This window comes from Lysinibacillus sp. NPDC097231, from assembly GCF_044761885.1.
GTDB lineage: Bacteria > Bacillota > Bacilli > Bacillales_A > Planococcaceae > Lysinibacillus.
This window is the reverse complement of record NZ_JBIWDH010000001.1, coordinates 29675-47331: the sequence shown is the minus strand read 5'-3', so window position 1 is coordinate 47331 and position 17657 is coordinate 29675. Positions and strand designations below refer to the sequence as shown.

The 17657-nt window shown below is 37.4% G+C and carries 21 protein-coding genes and 1 pseudogene; 12 read left to right on the top strand and 10 right to left on the bottom strand.

Annotated features, from left to right (window positions below):
* Positions 1 to 55 precede the first annotated feature (55 nt).
* The 6 genes from ACIQXF_RS00295 to ACIQXF_RS00270 all read left to right on the top strand — a co-directional run bounded on the left by ACIQXF_RS00295 (position 56) and on the right by ACIQXF_RS00270 (position 4453).
* Positions 56 to 517, top strand: a complete 462-nt coding sequence (locus ACIQXF_RS00295) for a prepilin-type N-terminal cleavage/methylation domain-containing protein (RefSeq protein WP_402777472.1) — start codon at positions 56 to 58, stop codon at positions 515 to 517.
* Between the two features lie 113 nt (positions 518 to 630).
* The gene (gene pilM, locus ACIQXF_RS00290) at positions 631 to 1605 is read left to right on the top strand and encodes a type IV pilus biogenesis protein PilM (protein WP_402777469.1); all 975 of its coding nucleotides are present in this window, start codon (positions 631 to 633) and stop codon (positions 1603 to 1605) included.
* Positions 1605 to 2198, top strand: coding sequence for a PilN domain-containing protein (locus ACIQXF_RS00285; RefSeq protein ID WP_402777466.1), 594 nt, complete (start codon positions 1605 to 1607; stop codon positions 2196 to 2198). The genes pilM and ACIQXF_RS00285 overlap by 1 nt, the downstream gene beginning before the upstream one ends.
* Positions 2195 to 2884 carry a hypothetical protein gene (locus ACIQXF_RS00280; protein WP_402777463.1) on the top strand — a complete coding sequence of 230 codons (690 nt, stop codon included), beginning with the start codon at positions 2195 to 2197 and terminating at the stop codon, positions 2882 to 2884. The genes ACIQXF_RS00285 and ACIQXF_RS00280 overlap by 4 nt, the downstream gene beginning before the upstream one ends.
* 59 nt (positions 2885 to 2943) lie before the next feature.
* Positions 2944 to 3696, top strand: a complete 753-nt coding sequence (locus ACIQXF_RS00275; protein WP_402777460.1) for a prepilin peptidase — start codon at positions 2944 to 2946, stop codon at positions 3694 to 3696.
* Positions 3697 to 3730: 34 nt separating this feature from the next.
* Positions 3731 to 4453 carry a gamma-glutamyl-gamma-aminobutyrate hydrolase family protein gene (locus tag ACIQXF_RS00270; protein ID WP_402777457.1) on the top strand — a complete coding sequence of 241 codons (723 nt, stop codon included), beginning with the start codon at positions 3731 to 3733 and terminating at the stop codon, positions 4451 to 4453.
* A gap of 155 nt (positions 4454 to 4608) precedes the next feature.
* On the opposite strand, the gene lexA is transcribed toward ACIQXF_RS00270, so the two are convergent.
* On the bottom strand, positions 4609 to 5226 hold the full coding sequence (gene lexA / locus ACIQXF_RS00265) for a transcriptional repressor LexA (protein ID WP_402777454.1): 618 nt from the start codon (positions 5224 to 5226) through the stop codon (positions 4609 to 4611).
* Positions 5227 to 5390: 164 nt separating this feature from the next.
* Between lexA and yneA the strand changes: the two genes are divergently transcribed.
* Together yneA and ACIQXF_RS00255 are read left to right on the top strand one after the other, a co-directional pair.
* A complete protein-coding gene (gene yneA, locus ACIQXF_RS00260) occupies positions 5391 to 5705 on the top strand; it encodes a cell division suppressor protein YneA (RefSeq protein ID WP_402777451.1) in 315 nt (104 codons plus the stop codon).
* A complete protein-coding gene (locus ACIQXF_RS00255) occupies positions 5702 to 6370 on the top strand; it encodes a YneB family resolvase-like protein (protein ID WP_402777448.1) in 669 nt (222 codons plus the stop codon). The genes yneA and ACIQXF_RS00255 overlap by 4 nt, the downstream gene beginning before the upstream one ends.
* A 321-nt stretch (positions 6371 to 6691) precedes the next feature.
* Here the strand turns inward: ACIQXF_RS00255 and def are convergent.
* From def to ACIQXF_RS00240, 3 genes and pseudogenes are all read right to left on the bottom strand, one after another.
* Positions 6692 to 7270 (bottom strand): annotated as a pseudogene (gene def, locus ACIQXF_RS00250) (peptide deformylase).
* A complete protein-coding gene (locus ACIQXF_RS00245) occupies positions 7263 to 7454 on the bottom strand; it encodes a helix-turn-helix transcriptional regulator (protein WP_402778245.1) in 192 nt (63 codons plus the stop codon). Before ACIQXF_RS00245 ends, def begins: the two are co-directional and overlap by 8 nt.
* Positions 7455 to 7798: 344 nt before the next feature.
* Positions 7799 to 8311, bottom strand: a complete 513-nt coding sequence (locus tag ACIQXF_RS00240) for a GNAT family N-acetyltransferase (protein WP_402777445.1) — start codon at positions 8309 to 8311, stop codon at positions 7799 to 7801.
* Positions 8312 to 8615: 304 nt separating this feature from the next.
* On the opposite strand from ACIQXF_RS00240, the gene ACIQXF_RS00235 reads away from it, so the two are divergent.
* The 3 genes from ACIQXF_RS00235 (at position 8616) to ACIQXF_RS00225 (ending at position 12020) form a co-directional block, all read left to right on the top strand.
* Positions 8616 to 8849 carry a DUF896 domain-containing protein gene (locus tag ACIQXF_RS00235; protein ID WP_402777442.1) on the top strand — a complete coding sequence of 78 codons (234 nt, stop codon included), beginning with the start codon at positions 8616 to 8618 and terminating at the stop codon, positions 8847 to 8849.
* A 298-nt stretch (positions 8850 to 9147) separates the two neighbouring features.
* The gene (gene tkt, locus ACIQXF_RS00230) at positions 9148 to 11142 is read left to right on the top strand and encodes a transketolase (RefSeq protein ID WP_402777439.1); all 1995 of its coding nucleotides are present in this window, start codon (positions 9148 to 9150) and stop codon (positions 11140 to 11142) included.
* Between the two features lie 227 nt (positions 11143 to 11369).
* Positions 11370 to 12020, top strand: coding sequence for an HAD family hydrolase (locus ACIQXF_RS00225; RefSeq protein ID WP_402777436.1), 651 nt, complete (start codon positions 11370 to 11372; stop codon positions 12018 to 12020).
* Positions 12021 to 12238: 218 nt separating this feature from the next.
* Here ACIQXF_RS00225 and ACIQXF_RS00220 read toward each other — a convergent pair whose 3' ends face one another.
* The 6 genes from ACIQXF_RS00220 to ACIQXF_RS00195 all read right to left on the bottom strand — a co-directional run bounded on the left by ACIQXF_RS00220 (position 12239) and on the right by ACIQXF_RS00195 (position 16864).
* Positions 12239 to 12871 (bottom strand): response regulator transcription factor, encoded by a 633-nt coding sequence (locus ACIQXF_RS00220; RefSeq protein WP_402777433.1) that lies wholly within the window; start codon positions 12869 to 12871, stop codon positions 12239 to 12241.
* On the bottom strand, positions 12846 to 13883 hold the full coding sequence (locus tag ACIQXF_RS00215; RefSeq protein ID WP_402777430.1) for a sensor histidine kinase: 1038 nt from the start codon (positions 13881 to 13883) through the stop codon (positions 12846 to 12848). Before ACIQXF_RS00215 ends, ACIQXF_RS00220 begins: the two co-directional genes overlap by 26 nt.
* Positions 13880 to 14572: a cell wall-active antibiotics response protein LiaF gene (liaF, locus tag ACIQXF_RS00210; RefSeq protein WP_402777428.1), complete on the bottom strand. Its 693-nt coding sequence runs from the start codon at positions 14570 to 14572 to the stop codon at positions 13880 to 13882. The genes ACIQXF_RS00215 and liaF overlap by 4 nt, the downstream gene beginning before the upstream one ends.
* A 50-nt stretch (positions 14573 to 14622) precedes the next feature.
* Positions 14623 to 15738: an alpha/beta fold hydrolase gene (locus tag ACIQXF_RS00205; RefSeq protein ID WP_402777426.1), complete on the bottom strand. Its 1116-nt coding sequence runs from the start codon at positions 15736 to 15738 to the stop codon at positions 14623 to 14625.
* 118 nt (positions 15739 to 15856) lie between these two features.
* Positions 15857 to 16495 carry a PspA/IM30 family protein gene (locus ACIQXF_RS00200; protein WP_402777423.1) on the bottom strand — a complete coding sequence of 213 codons (639 nt, stop codon included), beginning with the start codon at positions 16493 to 16495 and terminating at the stop codon, positions 15857 to 15859.
* A 15-nt stretch (positions 16496 to 16510) separates the two neighbouring features.
* Complete coding sequence (locus ACIQXF_RS00195) at positions 16511 to 16864, bottom strand: lmo0954 family membrane protein (protein ID WP_402777420.1); 354 nt, start codon at positions 16862 to 16864, stop codon at positions 16511 to 16513.
* 331 nt (positions 16865 to 17195) lie between these two features.
* Here ACIQXF_RS00195 and sirA point away from each other — a divergent pair, with 331 nt between their 5' ends.
* Positions 17196 to 17621, top strand: a complete 426-nt coding sequence (gene sirA, locus ACIQXF_RS00190) for a sporulation inhibitor of replication protein SirA (RefSeq protein WP_402777417.1) — start codon at positions 17196 to 17198, stop codon at positions 17619 to 17621.
* Positions 17622 to 17657 lie beyond the last annotated feature (36 nt).

Genomic DNA, 17657 nt, shown 5'->3' with positions numbered 1-17657 from the left:
AGAGGAAGTACGTGTTATTACACTTCAAATAATAAAAAATAAGGAGGAACCTATTATGATTAAAAAGTTAAAAAATAAAAAACTAGTAAAAAATGAAAAGGGTTTGACATTAATTGAGTTATTGGCAGTTATTGTGATTCTTGCAATTATCGCAGCGATTGCGGTGCCGGCGATTGGGAATATCATTAATAAATCTAAAGATCGTGCTATTTTAGCTGAAGCTTCAAATATTTTAGCAGGGGCTAAGATTGCTTATATTGATGGTGCATGTGAGGATGATACATGTAGTAATACTGAGTTAAAAGGCTTTGTAGATGGCATTGCGCTAGATGCTAATGATCAAGTAGTGTATGACGGTGAAAAATGGGCAATCAAATACTCAAAATTTGATAAAATAAAATTAGAAGCTTATAAAGAAAAGATTGATTCAAATAATACAATAACAGAAGCTGATTTAAATATTAGCTTGACAGATGCAGGTGGTAAACCAAAGACTAATCCAACAGAAGATGAATAATCAGTCCTCCCAACCCATTCAGAAACGCAAGTTTTCCTGCGTTTCTGGCTGGGAAATGGATGACTAATTGACAAAATCATGTATCCTCGGGTAGGAGAAGGAGGTCTTTTCACATGTTTAAGAGAAAGAGAAAGTCGCATGTTTCGATTGAATTGAAGGATTATGTGCTGCGTGCGATTATGGCGAAAGGACCAGAGCCTAGTCAGTGGCAGGGCTATGAATATCCTTTAGAAGCAGGCATTGTTGAAACAGGGGCAATTGTTGATGAAATGGCTCTTTTTGAGATAATGAAAGAACAGATTAAGAAATGGACGGGAAAAAAACAGGCTGTTCGTATATTTGTGCCTGATACGACGGTTTTATTGAAAAACTTTGAGCACCCACTAGATGTGAAATCACAGGAATTACGAGGATATGCGGAGATGGAGCTGGGCCATTCGATTCATTTACCTTTCCAGGATCCATTAATTGATGTCTATGATGCTGATACTGAGGATGGTAAGGCAATGTTATTTGCAGCACCCTCAGAGGAGATTACGAAAATGGTGGGGATGCTGTTAGATGTATCATTAGATCCCGAAGCTGCCGATATTCGAGCATTATGTAATATACGCTTATTAGAACATATGGCTTTGTTAACACCTGAAAAAACCTATTTAATTGCCGATTGGTCCATAAATGAACTCTCTATTAGTATATTTTCAAATGGCCAGGTTGAGTTTCTGCGTTATCAATCTATCGATACGGATGTGACGCAATGGCAGGGCAAAAAAGAGGATGAGTTTAGCTATCAATTTACCTACAAGGGTGAAACTGAAGATTACCAAATGGTTGTCATGGATCAGGTTTTAGAGATTGATCGGATGATGAATTTCTTTAAGTTTTCTTTACATAAAGGTGAAAAAGCAGTGGATGAAATCATTATGCTTGGCGATAATCCAATGATGAAGTCAATTGGGAACTTGTTAGCCTCTAATTTAGAAACACCTTTGATGGTTATTGATGGCGCAAAAATCGAAGAATTCTTTCCACATTTTAAGAAAGAATTTTCAACGTTACTCGGCTTAGCATTAAAGGAGGTTCATTAATGGTTCCAGATATAAACCTCTTACCGCAACTCGAAAAAAGGACAGCCTCGCCAAAGCTTTTTTATACCTTGATTATCTTAATTGTTGGCTGCATCCTTGCTTATTTATTATTTTTATTTTTTACAACGAAAAGTGACTTAGCTCGTTTAACTGCTGAACAGCAAACGTTAAATACACAGCTTGATCAATTACAGCAGGAGCTGCAGGCAAGACAAAGTGTCAATCAAGGTTCTCTAGAGCAGTCTGTGACATTTATTCAAAGTGTTTCTTATCCAGTGACACCACTAATTAATGAAACGAAAACATTGCTACCAGTTCATGCCTATTTGCGTAGCTACACCTTTGGGGCGAAAACAGTTAATATCGAAGCTGATTTTGAAACGATGACAGATATATCGAAATATGTTGAGAGACTTTTAACAAGTAGTTTTTTTACAGATGCACAAATTAATACAGTCTCAAACTTTCATATAGAACTAGGCGAAGACAAAGAGTTAACGCCTGAACAAAAGTTTAAAGAAGTGCCACGTTATTCAGTATCCATTACAGCGACCATCGATTTTATGTATTTGGCTGGAGGTCGGCGCTCATGAATAAATTAACTAGTAGTAAAAAGTCGTCTATTATTCTTTTAGTAGCTTTAGTAGCCGCTATCTTATTTGCGCTATATTATTATTTGTTATTACCAAAATTGGATGAAGTGGCAGCAAAAGAAAGTAGTATATCGAAAGCACAACAAGAAATCTCTCATTTAAAAGAGCAGCTTGCTCAATTAGATAAAGAGCAGGGGCAACCCACTATAAATATTTTAACGTTGCGGCAAAAACTACCTGAAACAAGAGCGGTAGAAAAGATTATTCTAGATTTGGCTGAGATTGAAGAAGTGACAGGAACACGTATTGAGTCATTAACTGTTCATAATGATGATGCAGCTGTCTCACAATCAGAGGTTTCTAATTCCAATATCCTTGAACAAGCTGATGCACAGGTGAATGACGATCAGGATAATGAGGAAGCAATTACCCCTATTGTATCTATTGCAAAGGAATCTCTTCCAGCTAATTTAAAACTAATCACTTTTACTTTAGAGGTTGCTGCACTAGATTATCCTTCACTTGAGGCTTTCTTGCAGGAGATAGAACAATTAGAGCGTGTGATGAAAACCGATTCCATTGATTTTAAATTACCTGGAGAGCAGGATCAGCTAACGAAAGATGCAGATCTAATTTTAAAGGCGACCGTGCAAGTAACAACGTTCTATTACGAAGGACAACAATAACATGATAGGCGCACATACTGCAAATGTATGAGCGCCTATTCGTTTAGGAGGTCATAAAAATGGAAATGGCTTATACAATTGTAGTTTTAATATTTGGGCTCGTGCTTGGCTCTTTTTTTAATGTAGTGGGCTTACGTGTACCTATGAAGGAATCCATAGTGCGGCCACCCTCGCATTGTACCAATTGTCAGAGACAGTTGACGGCAATTGATTTAGTGCCTGTTTTGTCTTATTTGTTTTTAGGTGGGAAATGCCGTAGCTGTGGGCAAAAAATTTCTTGGATTTATCCACTGATGGAATTGATAACAGGAGTCTTATTTGCTTTTGCTTATTGGAAATTAGGTTTTAGTGCGGAGCTTTTCGTAGCACTATTATTGATTTCTTTATTAGTCATTATTGTCGTATCGGATTTTGCCTATATGCTTATTCCAGATAAAGTACTGCTATTCTTTTTACCATTGCTTGTGCTTGGACGAGTGATATCGCCGTTGTCACCATGGTGGGATAGTTTAGTGGGTGCTGTTGTGGGCTTTGGCATATTATATTGTATTGCTGTTTTATCAAGAGGTGGTATGGGTGGGGGCGATATTAAACTTTTCTTTTTACTCGGTCTCGTACTCGGCACGCTAAATGCACTGCTGACACTATTTTTAGCATCCGTGATAGGAATGTTTGCTGGTATAATTATGGTAAAGCTACGCAGACAGGGCAGAAAAACACCTATACCATTTGGTCCATCCATTGCTTTAGCAGCAATCATCGTTTATTTCTATGGGGATGTATTGATTAATTGGTATCTAGGATTTTGGTAAGCTAAAAAGCTTGTGAATTTAGGAGGGAAATATCATGAAACCAGTGATCGGGATAACGGCGTTTGTGGAGGATGATTTGTCCTCGGGATTAAATGCGGCCTATAGTAAGAGCATTATAGAAGCTGGGGGCATTCCTCTTATTATTCCGCTTGGAGTGGAAGCGGATGTGGCACAGATTTTATCGTTAACGGACGGATTATTGCTGTCGGGTGGTCATGATGTCCATCCATTCCTCTTTGGTGCAGAGCCAACACCCAAATTAGGGAAAGTTCATCCAGAAAGGGATTCGGTGGAGCTTGCATTAATTGAAGCGGCCTTTATTCGAAAAATGCCGATCTTTGCTATTTGTCGTGGCATTCAAATGCTAAATGTTGCACTAGGAGGTACAGTATATCAAGATATTGATAGCGAATACCATAGTAGTAAGTTAATAAAGCATAAGCAACAAGCGGCTAGAGGCGTTGCAACACATTATGTTAATGTCACACCAAATACATTATTACATTCGATTATTGAGGAAGAAAAAATTGCAGTGAATTCATTTCATCACCAAGCGGTCAATGTATTAGCGGAGAACTTGATAGTTGCCGCAAAATCAAGTGATGGTATCATTGAAGCGTTGGTACATGAAGAATTACCATTTTGTCTGGGCGTACAGTGGCATCCTGAAGAACAAGCTATTTCAGGGGATGAAGTAGCAAAGAAGTTATTCACTGCATTTGTGAATACATGCCTGAAATTCAAGGTAGAGAGATAAAATAGATCAGGGCTATTTCACGATGTTTTGTTAAATAATATAAAATACAGGCGACGTAGCAAGGAATCCATTTGAAAGTGGATTCCTTTTTTAAAATCAAAAAAGAGGTATATGCTCTTTTACGAACATAATAACCTCTTAGAATTTGAAGTATTTTAGTGTACGCGACGATAGAGTCCAACAACTTGCCCTAAAATAGAAACTTGATCTACAATAATTGGCTCCATTGTAGAGTTTTCAGGCTGCAAACGGAAATGATTTTTTTCCTTGAAGAAACGCTTTACAGTTGCTTCGTCCTCTTCGGTCATAGCAACGACAATATCACCATTGTCAGCAGTTGCTTTTTGTTTAACAATGACTAAATCTCCATCAAAGATACCAGCTTCAATCATTGATTCACCCATAATTTCTAGCATAAATAACTGTTCTTCGCTTGTACCATAAATATCCGGTAGTGGGAAATATTCATCGATATTTTCAATGGCAGTTATCGGTGAACCTGCTGTGACCTTCCCTACAAGTGGGACATGAATAACACTTTGCTTTTGAATAGAATCCTCTGGCTCCAGAATTTCGATAGCACGTGGCTTCGTTGGATCTCGACGAATAAAGCCTTTTTGTTCTAAACGAGCTAAATGTCCATGAACTGTTGAGCTTGAAGCAAGTCCAACTGCCTCACCGATCTCACGTACAGATGGTGGATACCCCTTTGCCCGCACTTCTTCCTTGATGAACGCTAAAATGTCCTCTTGTCTTTTCGAAACTTTTTTCATGATTGCTCACCTCTTTTTTCTATTCATTCTACTTAATTAAATAGTATAGCAGAATGCGAACACTAACGCAAACATAGGTTCGAAAAGTGTTTGACAAAAACGTTTGTTCGCATTATTATGAGAACATATATTCCGAACAAACATTCTAAAAAGGGGCAATAATCATGAAATTCTTAAAGAAAAATCCACATATTACAACTTTATTAGGGGCTTGCGTATTATTTGCAGCATATCTTTTTATAACAGATCCAGGAGATGTTTCATATACAGAAATTGAAGTTGAACACGGTGATAGCTTATGGTCGTTAGCTGAACAATACCGTGGTAAAATGAGTACGGAAAACTGGATTAAGATTGTGAAAGCAGAAAATGAATTACCAAACGTTAAAATTATTGCAGGTAATTCACTAGTGATTCCAGTAGTGGGGGGCCATTCCAAGCCTCTAAATACAATCGAAATCGCGAGAAATGAGAAATGATGAATCAACAACAATCGGCTGTTGTCTATTGCCGCGTGAGTACAGAAAAAGAGACACAAAGTTCCTCGCTTGAGCGTCAGCAGGAGGAGTTAGTGCGCTATGCTAAAGAGCAGGGCTATGAAGTGAAGAGCGTTTTTAAGGATAAGCATAGTGGCTACGATGTGGAACGCGAAGGCTTACTAGATATGCTCGATTTCATCAAAGAAAAAGATATTAAAGCATTATTTGTGCAGGATGAAACACGTTTAGGACGTGGCAATGCTCGAATGGCAGTACTGCATTTATTGCAAAAAATTGAAACGGATGTTTTTTCTATGAGAGACGCAGGGCCAGTACAGTTAAATGAAATGGATACGATGCTGCTGGAGATTTTAGCAATAGTAGAGGAATACCAGCGAAGAATGCATAATGCTAAAATACGGCGAGGCATGCGTCGTGCTGTTGAAAATGGCTATCGTCCTGAAAACAATTTATCGAATCGTGGAAATCCTCATGGTCAAGAGCGCAAGGATGTGCCTGTAGAGGAAATTGTAAATCTTCGTAATCGAGGTTTTACCTTTGAGGAAATCGCCATAACGCTTAGAGGTCTTGGCTTTGAGGTAAGTAAAGCTACTGTACATCGAAGATATCGGGAATATCAAGAGGGAAGCGTGCAAATGAAGTAAGGTTTTGTCAGTGGGAGTTTTATCGTCCCACTGATTTTTTACTTTAAAAGGCTCTAAATGGTGGTAAAGGATAGGCTCGCGGAAGTGACGGATAGAAGGGCGGAATAGAACCGCCGAAGTGACGGATAGAACGTCGAAAGTGACGGATAGAAGGGCAAGTGACGGATAGACTCGCCGAAGTGACGGTTAGAATGGCGGAACTGACGGATAGAGTCGCCGAAGTGATGGTTAGAATCACCCAAGCGACTGATAGGACGGATTCCACCTTCAAAATAACAGGTACAATAAATAACTAAGTCCTATTTATCCTAAAGTATTAAATTAATACAAACTTTCGATAGTCACATTGTCTGGTAGTTTGAATGGATTTTCTTTATTTATTCTGTCATAAAACATGATCCCGTTTAAATGATCTATTTCATGTTGCATTAAGATTGCACCGTATCCATTAAATTGAAAAATGGCTTCTTGCCCATGTATGTCATATGCTTTGACCTTAATTCTTTCATATCTTGGAACAAAACCATTAACTCTTCTATTAACCGAAAGACATCTTTCTCCCTCTGATAAATAAATCATGTTTAAAGAGTGACTAATGATTTTAGGATTAATTAACATATATTCATGATTTTTATCTCAATCTTGAAAAAGTGCAGCAAACATTCGTTTATTAAGACCAATTTGATTAGCGGATAACCCTGAACCAGGACGCAATTTGTATTTCTTTGAAAGATCCGGATCTTGGCTATTTCTCAAGTATTGAAGCATGCATAATAAACTATCTTTATCGTCTTCTGATACAGGTAACGTAACCTCTTTGGTATTCTTTCTTAATATTGCAGCACTCTCTTTTACGAAATCTTTCATTGTTATCATATACTCTGGACGAAACTTACTCATATATAAACACCTCATCTACTTTTCTATTTAGAGCTTTAGCAACTCTAAAGGCCAATTCAAGAGTAGGGTCATACTTATCATTTTCAATACAATTAATAGTTTGTCTTACAACGCCACATTCCTTTGCGAGTGCCTCTTGAGTCATACCTAATTTTTTTCTTAAAACTTTAATAATGTTTTTCAGATTTATCCCTCTTTTGTCTAACATATTGGACATATCATATAAAATAAATTCATAAATGTCCAATCATTTGGACATTGTAGATATAAAAATAAGAGAAGTAGAGCGATTTCAACTTCTCTTTCTCACGTATTCTCATAATGTTTAAAATACAATTGTGCTAGATATCGTTATAGGTATGACATTAGCAGTTTTCTGGATATTCTTGATACCAGTTCTTAACAAATAATAATTCATATTCTCTAAATTGGGATACAATAATGCTTTAAACGAAGATTTAGAAAACGACATGCGTTATTACATATGAAGTAGGTTTTATTAATTGATAGTACATTCTGAAATATTTCTTATGTCCACTCCTCATCTAAGACAGCGTAGTAGTATTCATCCCACCATTCCTCTCCGTGTGGTATACATTTTTTAAAATAACCCTCGCGTCTCATTCCGATTTTCTCCATTACCCGATAGGATGGGATATTTTCTGGCTGGCACGTTGCGATAATTCTATGTAGTTTCATAACCTTAAATCCGTAGTCCAATACAGCCCTTGCTGCTTCAGAGGCATATCCATTATTGTAATAGTTCGGATTCAATACCCAGCCGATCTCATACGTATGGTCACCAAAATATTGATGGAAAACAATATGACCAATAACAATATTTCCTGCCTGTAAAACGACAGGGAAGTATTTAGGGGTATCTTCACTATTCTCCATAACGAATTTTTTTGCTTCTTCCTCATTAAAAACGCCCTCAGGAATATATTTCATGACCGTTTTATTGGACGTATAGTTATAGACTGCCTGCCAATCATGAATATCAAATTTTCGTATTACTAATCTATTAGTTGTTATATTCATTTTGTTTTCCTCCCAATTCCTCTTTAAAGTAAACATAGTCAGTAGTGGTTTTCTTCGTCTACAACTGATTATTAGTTTTCACCAATCGGGCGTTAATCCTACCAAACTTCTTTGCTATCGCTGATGAGTCTTACCCCGTTCATGCTAGATAACTTAGTTATACACTTTTCACTTCTCAAAGTCATGTAATTTAATGGTATTTATTTCTAAATTAAAAAGGTTGGTATAACTGCATCTTAAGGGAATACATGCTATACTTTGCATACCAAATACATTAAGATATGTACTTGAAAGGTGTGTAATTATGTTATCCAAAGAAAAAATTAACCGAATCAATGAACTTTCTGCCAAAGCAAAAAGCGGTACATTAACGGAGGCAGAAGCTAAGGAACAAACAGCGCTTCGTAAGGAGTATTTAGATACATTTAGAGCAACGATGCGTGATACGATTGAAAATGTAAAAGTGGTAGATCCAGAAGGTAATGATGTAACCCCAGAGAAGGTAAAACAAGCGAAGAAAAATAAATTTCTAAATTAATATGGCACATTTAGATTACTTAGGTTTCGGCATCATTATGACCGGATTTTGAATTTGAAGTACAACTCAAAATCCTTGACATCTGCCAGTGGTTATAACTTTGTTCAGTATTTTACTCTGTTCCTGACTGTGAGGGTTTAACAGCTTTTTAAATTTTTTAGATGGGGATTTTACTACTGAAATAAAGATTAAGTATGTCATAAAAGCAAATAGTATAACAAAAGCATTGTTTTCTGAAGCAATGTTGACTAAACTGTATAAGAACAATATATAGGACGAGAAAGGATGTCACAACAAAATGACTCAACATGCGGATCAACTAGCGATTAATGCTATCCGAACATTGTCAATCGATGCAATTGAAAAAGCAAATTCAGGTCACCCAGGTTTACCGATGGGGGCAGCGCCAATGGCTTATACGCTTTGGACAAAACAACTTCGCCATAATCCGGCAAATCCAAAATGGTATAACCGCGATCGTTTTGTACTTTCTGCAGGTCATGGCTCTATGCTTCTTTACAGCCTACTACATCTTGGTGGCTACGGCTTACCAATGGAGGAAATTCAAAACTTCCGTCAATGGGATTCATTAACTCCAGGACATCCTGAATATGGTCATACAGTTGGGGTAGAGGCAACTACGGGGCCTCTAGGTCAAGGTATTGCTATGACAGTTGGTATGGCAATGGCTGAGCGTCATTTAGCAGCTACTTACAACAAACAAGGTCATGACATTGTTGATCACTATACATTCGCACTTTGTGGCGATGGTGACTTAATGGAAGGTGTAGCGGCTGAAGCTATTTCTTTAGCAGGTCACTTAAAGCTTGATAAATTAATCGTACTTTACGATTCTAACGACATTTCTCTAGATGGTGATTTAGAAAAATCATTCTCAGAAAACGTTCAAAAACGTTTCGAATCATATGGCTGGAACTACTTAAAAGTAGCAGATGGTACAGATGTTGAAGCGATAAACGCAGCAATCGAGGAAGCTAAAAAATCTACTGGCAAACCAACACTTATCGAAGTAAAAACGGTAATTGGCTATGGTTCACCAAACAAATCAGGTAAAGCCGATTCTCACGGTGCTCCACTAGGTAAAGATGAGGTTGTTTTAACAAAAGCGTCTTATGAGTGGTCACATGAGCCATTCCAAATCCCTGCTGAAGTTTATGATACATTTGCAGCAGCAGCTGAAGTTCAAGGTGCACAACCGGAAACAACTTGGAATGCTAAATTTGAAGCATATAAACAAGAGTTCCCAGAATTAGCGGCACAATTTGAAAAAGCGATGAATGGTCAATTACCAGAGGATTTCGCTTCAGAGTTACCAGTGTATGAAGCAGGTAAATCAGTAGCTACTCGTTCTTCTTCAGGCGATGCCATCAACGCAATTGCGAAGAAAACACCATCATTCTTCGGTGGTTCAGCTGACCTTGCTGGCTCAAATAAAACAACAATGAAAGGCGCTGGAGATTTCTCTTCAGACGATTATGCTGGCCGTAATATTTGGTTTGGTGTACGTGAATTTGCAATGGGTGCAGCTATGAACGGTATGGCACTTCACGGTGGTGTGAATGTATTCGGTGGAACATTCTTCGTATTCTCTGATTATGTTCGTCCAGCAGTACGTCTTTCAGCTTTAATGGGTCTTCCTGTTACTTATGTATTTACACATGACTCAATTGCTGTAGGGGAAGATGGTCCGACACATGAACCAATCGAACACCTTGCATCCTTACGTGCAATGCCAAATCTATCTGTAATTCGTCCAGCTGATGCGAATGAATCAGTAGCTGCATGGGAGCTAGCTGTAGCATCAGAAAAAACACCAACTGTTTTAGTATTATCTCGTCAAAACTTACCTGTACTTGACGCATCTATTGATACAGTACGTGAAGGTGTAGCTAAGGGTGCTTATACAGTATCTCCGGCTACAAAAGAAGTAGCAGATGCCATTTTAATTGCAACAGGCTCTGAGGTTTCACTTGCAATTGAAGCACAAAAAGCATTAAAAGCAGACGATGTGGATGTAGCAGTCGTTTCAATGCCATCTATGGATCGCTTTGAAAAACAAGACGCAGCTTACAAAGAATCAGTTCTTCCAAAAGCTGTGACAAAACGTCTTGCTATCGAAATGGGCGCATCATTCGGCTGGCATAAATACACTGGTTTTGAAGGTGACGTTCTTGCTATCGACAAGTTCGGCGCTTCTGCACCAGGTGAAGTAGTTATGGAAAAATACGGATTCACAGTAGAAAATGTTGTAGCGAAGGTTAAAGCACTTTAATTTTTGCTATATAAATACCGCAATACTCAGTAGGGTTATCCCTCTGAGTGATGCGGTATTTTTTCGTGTTTTGAAGAATTTCACTAAAGAAATCAAAATACGATGGATTAGGATTGGTACCAGCAAAAAAGACAAAACCCATTACATTTTGATTATTTCAAAGATATTCACGATTTTGGCTCAACTGTCTATCCATCTCTTCGATAATAAAAAAAGGAGTGGTTATAATGAAGAAATATAGTGTAATTTTATTTGATTTAGATGGTACATTATCGGATCCTAAAATAGGCATCACGAAATCGGTTCAATATGCTTTACAAAAGATGGGTATAGATGAAGGTGATTTAGATAAACTTGAAACGTTTATTGGCCCGCCATTGCAAGTATCATTTCGTGAAATATATGGTTTAGATGATGCACAAATTAGTCAAGCAATTGGCTATTACCGAGAACGTTTTTCCGAAACAGGCATGTATGAGAATGAAGTGTATCAAAATATCTCCTCATTATTAGAACATTTGCAGGGGGAAGGATATAAATTAGCCATAGCTACGTCAAAGCCAACTGTATTTGCTGAACAAATTTTAAAATATTTCAATCTTCAGCAGTATTTTGAACTTGTTGTGGGAAGTCATTTAGATGGTACACGCTCAGCAAAAGGAGAAATAATCGCATTTGCCCTAGAGCATTTTAGTGAAGTTCCTATTGATCAAGTTATCATGATAGGAGATCGTAAATACGATATCAATGGGGCACATGAAAATAAAATTGATTCTGTTGGAGTAACATATGGCTATGGTTCACCTGAAGAATTAATGGATGCGAAAGCCACGTACATAGTTAACAGCGTACAAGAGGTTAAAGAGCTTTTTAGTTAATAAAGAAACTGTATTATAAAGTATGACTTTTCTGCAAAGGAGGGGTTGATTCCCGTTCCGACTGGTCGCTTTGTTCTGTGCGACAGCGACAAAGCGAGTAGCCTGGAACGGAAATCTCTCATTACAATATGCAAAAAGGTTTCTTTGACAATTTTGTTTTACAACATTGTGAAACAAAATTTTAGAAAATGCAGTTTCGTATATTTTAAAATGAACACTCACTTTGCCAGCCCATTTTGAAAGGCGTAGACTACTGCCTGTGTACGATCTTGGACATCTAGCTTCGCCAAAATATTGCTGACATGTGTTTTCACGGTTTTTAAGGCAATATATAAGGCATCCGCGATTTCCTGGTTTGCTTTGCCTTGAGCCATGAGCAATAATACTTCCATTTCTCGATCGGTAAGCTGCTCATAAAGGGGAGTACTAGTGCCGTAACGCATGCGATGCATCATTTTTGACGTTACTTCTGGCTCTAAAACGGTTTCGCCACCCATCGTTTTACGAATCGCATCAGCGATTTGTTTAGCATTCGAAGTTTTTAAAATATAGCTGACTGCACCTGCCTCTAATGCAGGATAGACTTTGTCATCATCTAAAAAACTCGTAACCATCATAATTTTTGCCTCAGGCCATGCTGCTAAAATTTCAGCTGTCGCCTCAGCTCCTGTCATGATTGGCATGACATTGTCCATTAAAATAATGTCTGGACGTAGGGCGAGGGCACGTTCGACTGCCTCTTTACCATTTTCGGCTTCACCCACAACGGTAATATCTGGTTGTGCTGACAAATAGGCAGAAACACCGATACGCACCATTTCGTGGTCATCCACTATTAACACTTGAATCATTTACCTCAACCTCCTGATGTAGTGGAATTTTAACCTCTACAATTGTACCTTCCCCAGGCACTGACACAATTTTGTACATGCAACCAATTTCGACAGCTCGTTCCGCAATATTTTGCAAGCCATATGAAGTAGATTTATCAGCTTCAACATCAAAGCCAAGGCCATTGTCCTGAATACGTAAAATAGCTAAATCGTCTCGGGCAACGAGCAGTAATTCAACTTCGCTCGCTTTGGCATGTCGTAGTGTATTCGATAACGCCTCCTGTGCAATCCGGAATAAATGATCTTCCTCCGCTTTGGATAACGACATTTCCTCCAGCTCATATTCGATATGGAAAAATACCTTTTGTTGTAACTCTATAATTAGCTCCTCAAGACCTTGTGCAAGTGTTTTATTATGCAGAGCTACAGGACGTAAATGTAATAATAATGCACGCATTTCAAGTTGAGCCTGTTGAACAATTTTCTCAACCTGTTTTAAGCTAGTAGCATTTTCATCATTTTCCGTTAAAGCCGACAATAACATAGAAGCGGCAAATAATTGCTGTGATACAGAATCATGGAGTTCGCGAGCAAGGCGTTGGCGCTCAGCAATAATTCGTTCTTGAATAATTTTATCGTTAGCTTCTGCACGTTCATTTGATAGACGCTGCAAGCTTTTTCGTTGCGTATCGATTAATTCACTTGTTTGTACTAAAGCTTTTTTCAATGGTTTCGGTAAAGGCTGTTTTTTCGGTAAGACAAAATCTGGTTCAATTAATTGTTTGACAAAGCGAGTTGCCTGAGCTTCTCTTGCGCGAGCAGTCAAACTGATCCAGCTTGCAATTAGTAAGCTAATCGCAAGAAGAGCGAGAACAATAATACCACCGAGGGGCATGTTATTATAATTTTGCTGCCATAACGGCTCCCAGGTTTTCTCGTTTGGCTCACCCCAAACAACAAAAAGGAGGCCAAAAGCAGCACCTATTAAAATGAAAAATAGTGTAGATAATCTTGAGAAAAAGGCAATCATTTACGTAGCACCTCCAAATCCCCAAGCCATGTTGCCACATGTATGACAAGTGTACGCTTTGCATCCTCAGGGTTTCCATCTGCGAAACTTACACTTTCATTGAGTAAACGTTGTGGCCCAACATGTAAGCATTTAATTTCACCAAATAGTGTCGTATAGTGTAATCGGAATGGAACTTCATACGGGATATAAACTTGCACCTTACCAATGCCCTGTCGAATGGTAATGAAACTTGTGCCGGTAGGTAAAATTGTTTGAGTCGTATCAATCGTAATATCACCAGCAAGTCGCTGAATTTGAACATCTTGCCATTTATAGGCTTCTACAGGTGCAGGCATAGTACCAAATAATTCGTTCTTAGTAGCTGGAAGCTTTTCGAATAACCCCAAACCAACAACTTTTGGTTCGTTTTCTCTTTGTAAGTATCGATAGAGCATGTATAAGAGCATGATGACGATAAATAAACGTAAACTCCACATCGTAAAGAGTGCAATTGCGATGAAGAAAATTCCTGTCCATTTAAAAAAACGAGTTTTTTTCGAGAAACTTACATAAAGAAGTCCTACCCCAATCAATAGACAAAAGGCGCCACCGTTATTAAAAACGGTGAGTTCCACAAAAACGAGTAAAAAGAAGCATAGTACCCAAAATGTGAGTTTGTTGGTTGTGAAATTTTGCAAAAGGGTCACCCTTCTTTCTACAAATTGATGAGAGAAGACGAACTTCTCTTTTAGTGATGTTATTTTTCTTCGAGCATTTTTTGGATTGTGTTATGCATGAAGGCTGAATCAAGCTCATTTGGATAATGAGCAGAGTGTTCTAGCGTAATAAATTCCTTACCCTTTGGTGCATCTAAAACCTCATAATATTGTTTTGCTAATTCATAATTCGCCTGTTTATCATATTGACCGTGAATAAAATAAACAGGAATATCTATACTTCTTACAGCATCAAAAAAATTAGTAAGGATAATTTCTTTTTTTAATTCCTGACTTTTAACAAGACTAAATTGAGGTCCTGAAATAAAAACTTTATATAAATCCTGTAAAGAGTAATCAGGGGAAGTGAAAGCTCCCTTTACCAAACCAAAGAGATTCACTTTCTCAATCGTATCATCAAAATAATTCATGCCTTTATATTGATTGATAAGGTCGCTAAATTGATCCTCGTCTTCTGCTAAATAAGGACCTTTTCCTAAATTCTCTAATATACGGAGAGTTTTTTCATCGTTATTAGCTATAGCTTCTTTTTGTAACCAGCTATAACCAAGTTCTTGCCCTTTAGTAATATCGGTTATTTGAGAAATACCTGCATAGGCGTGGAATTTCTCAGGATATTTGGACACTAATTGAGTTCCAATTACTGTACCAAATGACATACCAATGACAAAGATTTTTTCTTGTCGATAATGTTCTCTAATATAATCAACTATTATAGTAGCATCTTCAGTAAATCGAGAAAGATTCATTGTATCAATGGATAGTTCCTTATGAAAGCTTTTACCTGAACCTCTTTGATCATAATAAACTGCTACGCAATTCTCTGTTATTTCAGGATATAATGATCGAGCACTTACGCCATAGGGAAATGGTGACCCTGGCCCACCATGTAGAAATAAACAAAAAGGTTTTTCCTTATCTTGTCCTTCTACTAATATATACTGTTTATCTCCATTTACATTGATTTCTTTTAATTCACTAATACCACCATTTTCAATTATTTCAGCACTTTTTTGTTTTATTTGTTGTTGTACTATAAAGCGATAACTTAATAACATGATTATAAATAATAAAAGAATAAAAAAAGCGAAAATACATATTTTAATCAAAGGACTAAACCACTTTCTGTTTTTCATTATTATAATTTCCTTTATCTCTTTTTGGTCACCTTCCATATAGCTAGAAGTTTTTTCTTCAAAGAAATGGGATGCTTCAATAATTGAGGCATCCCATATTTCTTTATATTATAGCATGTTATTTGTTTTCGATTAGTAGAGGTGCGTTTTCTTGTGTTGCATTTTTTTCTAGCTGTGCAAGTCTAGCCTCAAAAGTTGTTACTTCGTGATCTTTGTCGATTTGGTTAGCAAGCTTATCGATATATGTTTCTAAATCTTCAAAGTTCGTTTTATTGTTTTTCGCAAGCATACCGTCCATTTGATGGTGAGCGCGTGTTACGTTTTCTTTGCCCATCAACTGTAATTGACGTACTTTCATGTCTTTAATTTTGTGTTTCATTGTTTCGAACTTACGCTCTAGCTCAAAGTATTCGCGTGTGCTTGCTTCAATACTAGCTTGCAATGTGTTGTTGCGTGTTGTGTAAGCAGTTACCTCATCAGAAGCGAAATCAATTAAATCCTGCTCCCCGCTAGAAGTAGCTAGCTTTAGTTGAGCCTCACGCTTTGCAAGTAACTCCGCGTTTTCCTTAAATTCCTGCTCTAGTTTTTCTTTTAACTGACCTTGGCGCTCTAACAATTTTCCTGTTTGCTCTGTTTGTTTTTCTGCCTCGCGAATATATTGGTTTAACATCGCAATTGGATTTTTTTGTTCCTTCTTATCAAATAACTGATGTAAATCTGCCTCTATTGTATATTTAAAACGTTGAAATAAGTTCATTTGAATCCGCTCCTTTTATTTTGTTAAGTTTGACCATTCTTTTTCGAAGTTTGTGAATGGATCTACTTCCTTCGCTTCAATTGTTGGAATTTTTACATCTTGGCCATTCCATTTTTTATAGATCACATAGATGATAGCGATTGCCGCTAAACCAACCATTGCTGGGATGTTAGATATTGCTGAAAGAACACCAATCAGACCAACTGTAAACCAAAATATTTTGCCGAATGTCGACTTGCTTGCAGTGTAGAAGTGCATGCCAAGTGCTACAAATAAACCCGAAAATAGTAACCCTGTTAGTGGTCCGATTAAAGCAAGTGCAACACATGCTGCGACGATGCCTCCCGTAAGTAGAAGAAATTTTTTCATATGTTTTAGCTCCTTTCGTTTGTACCTTTATATTACCTATTAGCAAGTTCTTCTAAAACGGACTGGAAATTGATTTTACTCTAGGTCTTGAGGCTGAGCTGGATCTAAGCAGTTATAGAAAAGGCTTTATTATGCTGCAATGACGTACTTCAATAGAGTATTTGATTGTTTCAATATAGAAGGGAACTGATTATTCCATAAAGTAATTGATAGAACCGAAACTAGAAGGTTTTCGACAAAAATAGAAGATGTATCCTTCCTTCGTTTGACAAATTAAGGAGAATGAATGAGCTATACTTATGGAAAAGAAACGAGCGAAGGAGGATTTCTAGTGAGAACCTACTCCATATATAAAATAAAAGAAGAGCATTTAACGTTTATTTTCGGTAGAGAGCGTAAGTTATTAGAAATGATGCAAGGCTGTGAAGACGCTAACGAGAAATCCTTAAAAGAGCTGGCATATATATGTGAAAACGTTCGCTTTGATGAGATTGCGACAATGCTGGAGGCGCAACTAGATTCTAAGTATGCACATTTAGAGAGAGCTCGTAATGCCTTATTTTTAGAGCATCCGATCAAAGGGAAAATGGCTATTTATTTGGTGGAACGCAAAATCTGCGTCTATTGTGAGGGTTCACGAATGCTTGATTTGGATTTATTCCAGATGCTTGCAAAAATGAGTGAGCGTTTTATTGCATTTAATAAACAAGATAATGAATGTGGATGGTTAAAACCTATGAAGTATACGATGCATTAGGAATATTCACTACAATATAGTAACACGCTATTATTT

What these genes read in the sequence shown, in the direction of transcription:
- ACIQXF_RS00295 (WP_402777472.1), top strand. Translation starts at nt 56, where the DNA reads ATGATTAAAAAGTTAAAAAATAAAAAACTAGTAAAAAATGAAAAGGGT.
- pilM (WP_402777469.1), top strand. Translation starts at nt 631, where the DNA reads ATGTTTAAGAGAAAGAGAAAGTCGCATGTTTCGATTGAATTGAAGGAT.
- ACIQXF_RS00285 (WP_402777466.1), top strand. Translation starts at nt 1,605, where the DNA reads ATGGTTCCAGATATAAACCTCTTACCGCAACTCGAAAAAAGGACAGCC.
- ACIQXF_RS00280 (WP_402777463.1), top strand. Translation starts at nt 2,195, where the DNA reads ATGAATAAATTAACTAGTAGTAAAAAGTCGTCTATTATTCTTTTAGTA.
- ACIQXF_RS00275 (WP_402777460.1), top strand. Translation starts at nt 2,944, where the DNA reads ATGGAAATGGCTTATACAATTGTAGTTTTAATATTTGGGCTCGTGCTT.
- ACIQXF_RS00270 (WP_402777457.1), top strand. Translation starts at nt 3,731, where the DNA reads ATGAAACCAGTGATCGGGATAACGGCGTTTGTGGAGGATGATTTGTCC.
- lexA (WP_402777454.1), bottom strand. Translation starts at nt 5,226, where the DNA reads ATGAAAAAAGTTTCGAAAAGACAAGAGGACATTTTAGCGTTCATCAAG.
- yneA (WP_402777451.1), top strand. Translation starts at nt 5,391, where the DNA reads ATGAAATTCTTAAAGAAAAATCCACATATTACAACTTTATTAGGGGCT.
- ACIQXF_RS00255 (WP_402777448.1), top strand. Translation starts at nt 5,702, where the DNA reads ATGATGAATCAACAACAATCGGCTGTTGTCTATTGCCGCGTGAGTACA.
- ACIQXF_RS00240 (WP_402777445.1), bottom strand. Translation starts at nt 8,311, where the DNA reads ATGAATATAACAACTAATAGATTAGTAATACGAAAATTTGATATTCAT.
- ACIQXF_RS00235 (WP_402777442.1), top strand. Translation starts at nt 8,616, where the DNA reads ATGTTATCCAAAGAAAAAATTAACCGAATCAATGAACTTTCTGCCAAA.
- tkt (WP_402777439.1), top strand. Translation starts at nt 9,148, where the DNA reads ATGACTCAACATGCGGATCAACTAGCGATTAATGCTATCCGAACATTG.
- ACIQXF_RS00225 (WP_402777436.1), top strand. Translation starts at nt 11,370, where the DNA reads ATGAAGAAATATAGTGTAATTTTATTTGATTTAGATGGTACATTATCG.
- ACIQXF_RS00220 (WP_402777433.1), bottom strand. Translation starts at nt 12,871, where the DNA reads ATGATTCAAGTGTTAATAGTGGATGACCACGAAATGGTGCGTATCGGT.
- ACIQXF_RS00215 (WP_402777430.1), bottom strand. Translation starts at nt 13,883, where the DNA reads ATGATTGCCTTTTTCTCAAGATTATCTACACTATTTTTCATTTTAATA.
- ACIQXF_RS00205 (WP_402777426.1), bottom strand. Translation starts at nt 15,738, where the DNA reads ATGAAAAACAGAAAGTGGTTTAGTCCTTTGATTAAAATATGTATTTTC.
- ACIQXF_RS00200 (WP_402777423.1), bottom strand. Translation starts at nt 16,495, where the DNA reads ATGAACTTATTTCAACGTTTTAAATATACAATAGAGGCAGATTTACAT.
- ACIQXF_RS00195 (WP_402777420.1), bottom strand. Translation starts at nt 16,864, where the DNA reads ATGAAAAAATTTCTTCTACTTACGGGAGGCATCGTCGCAGCATGTGTT.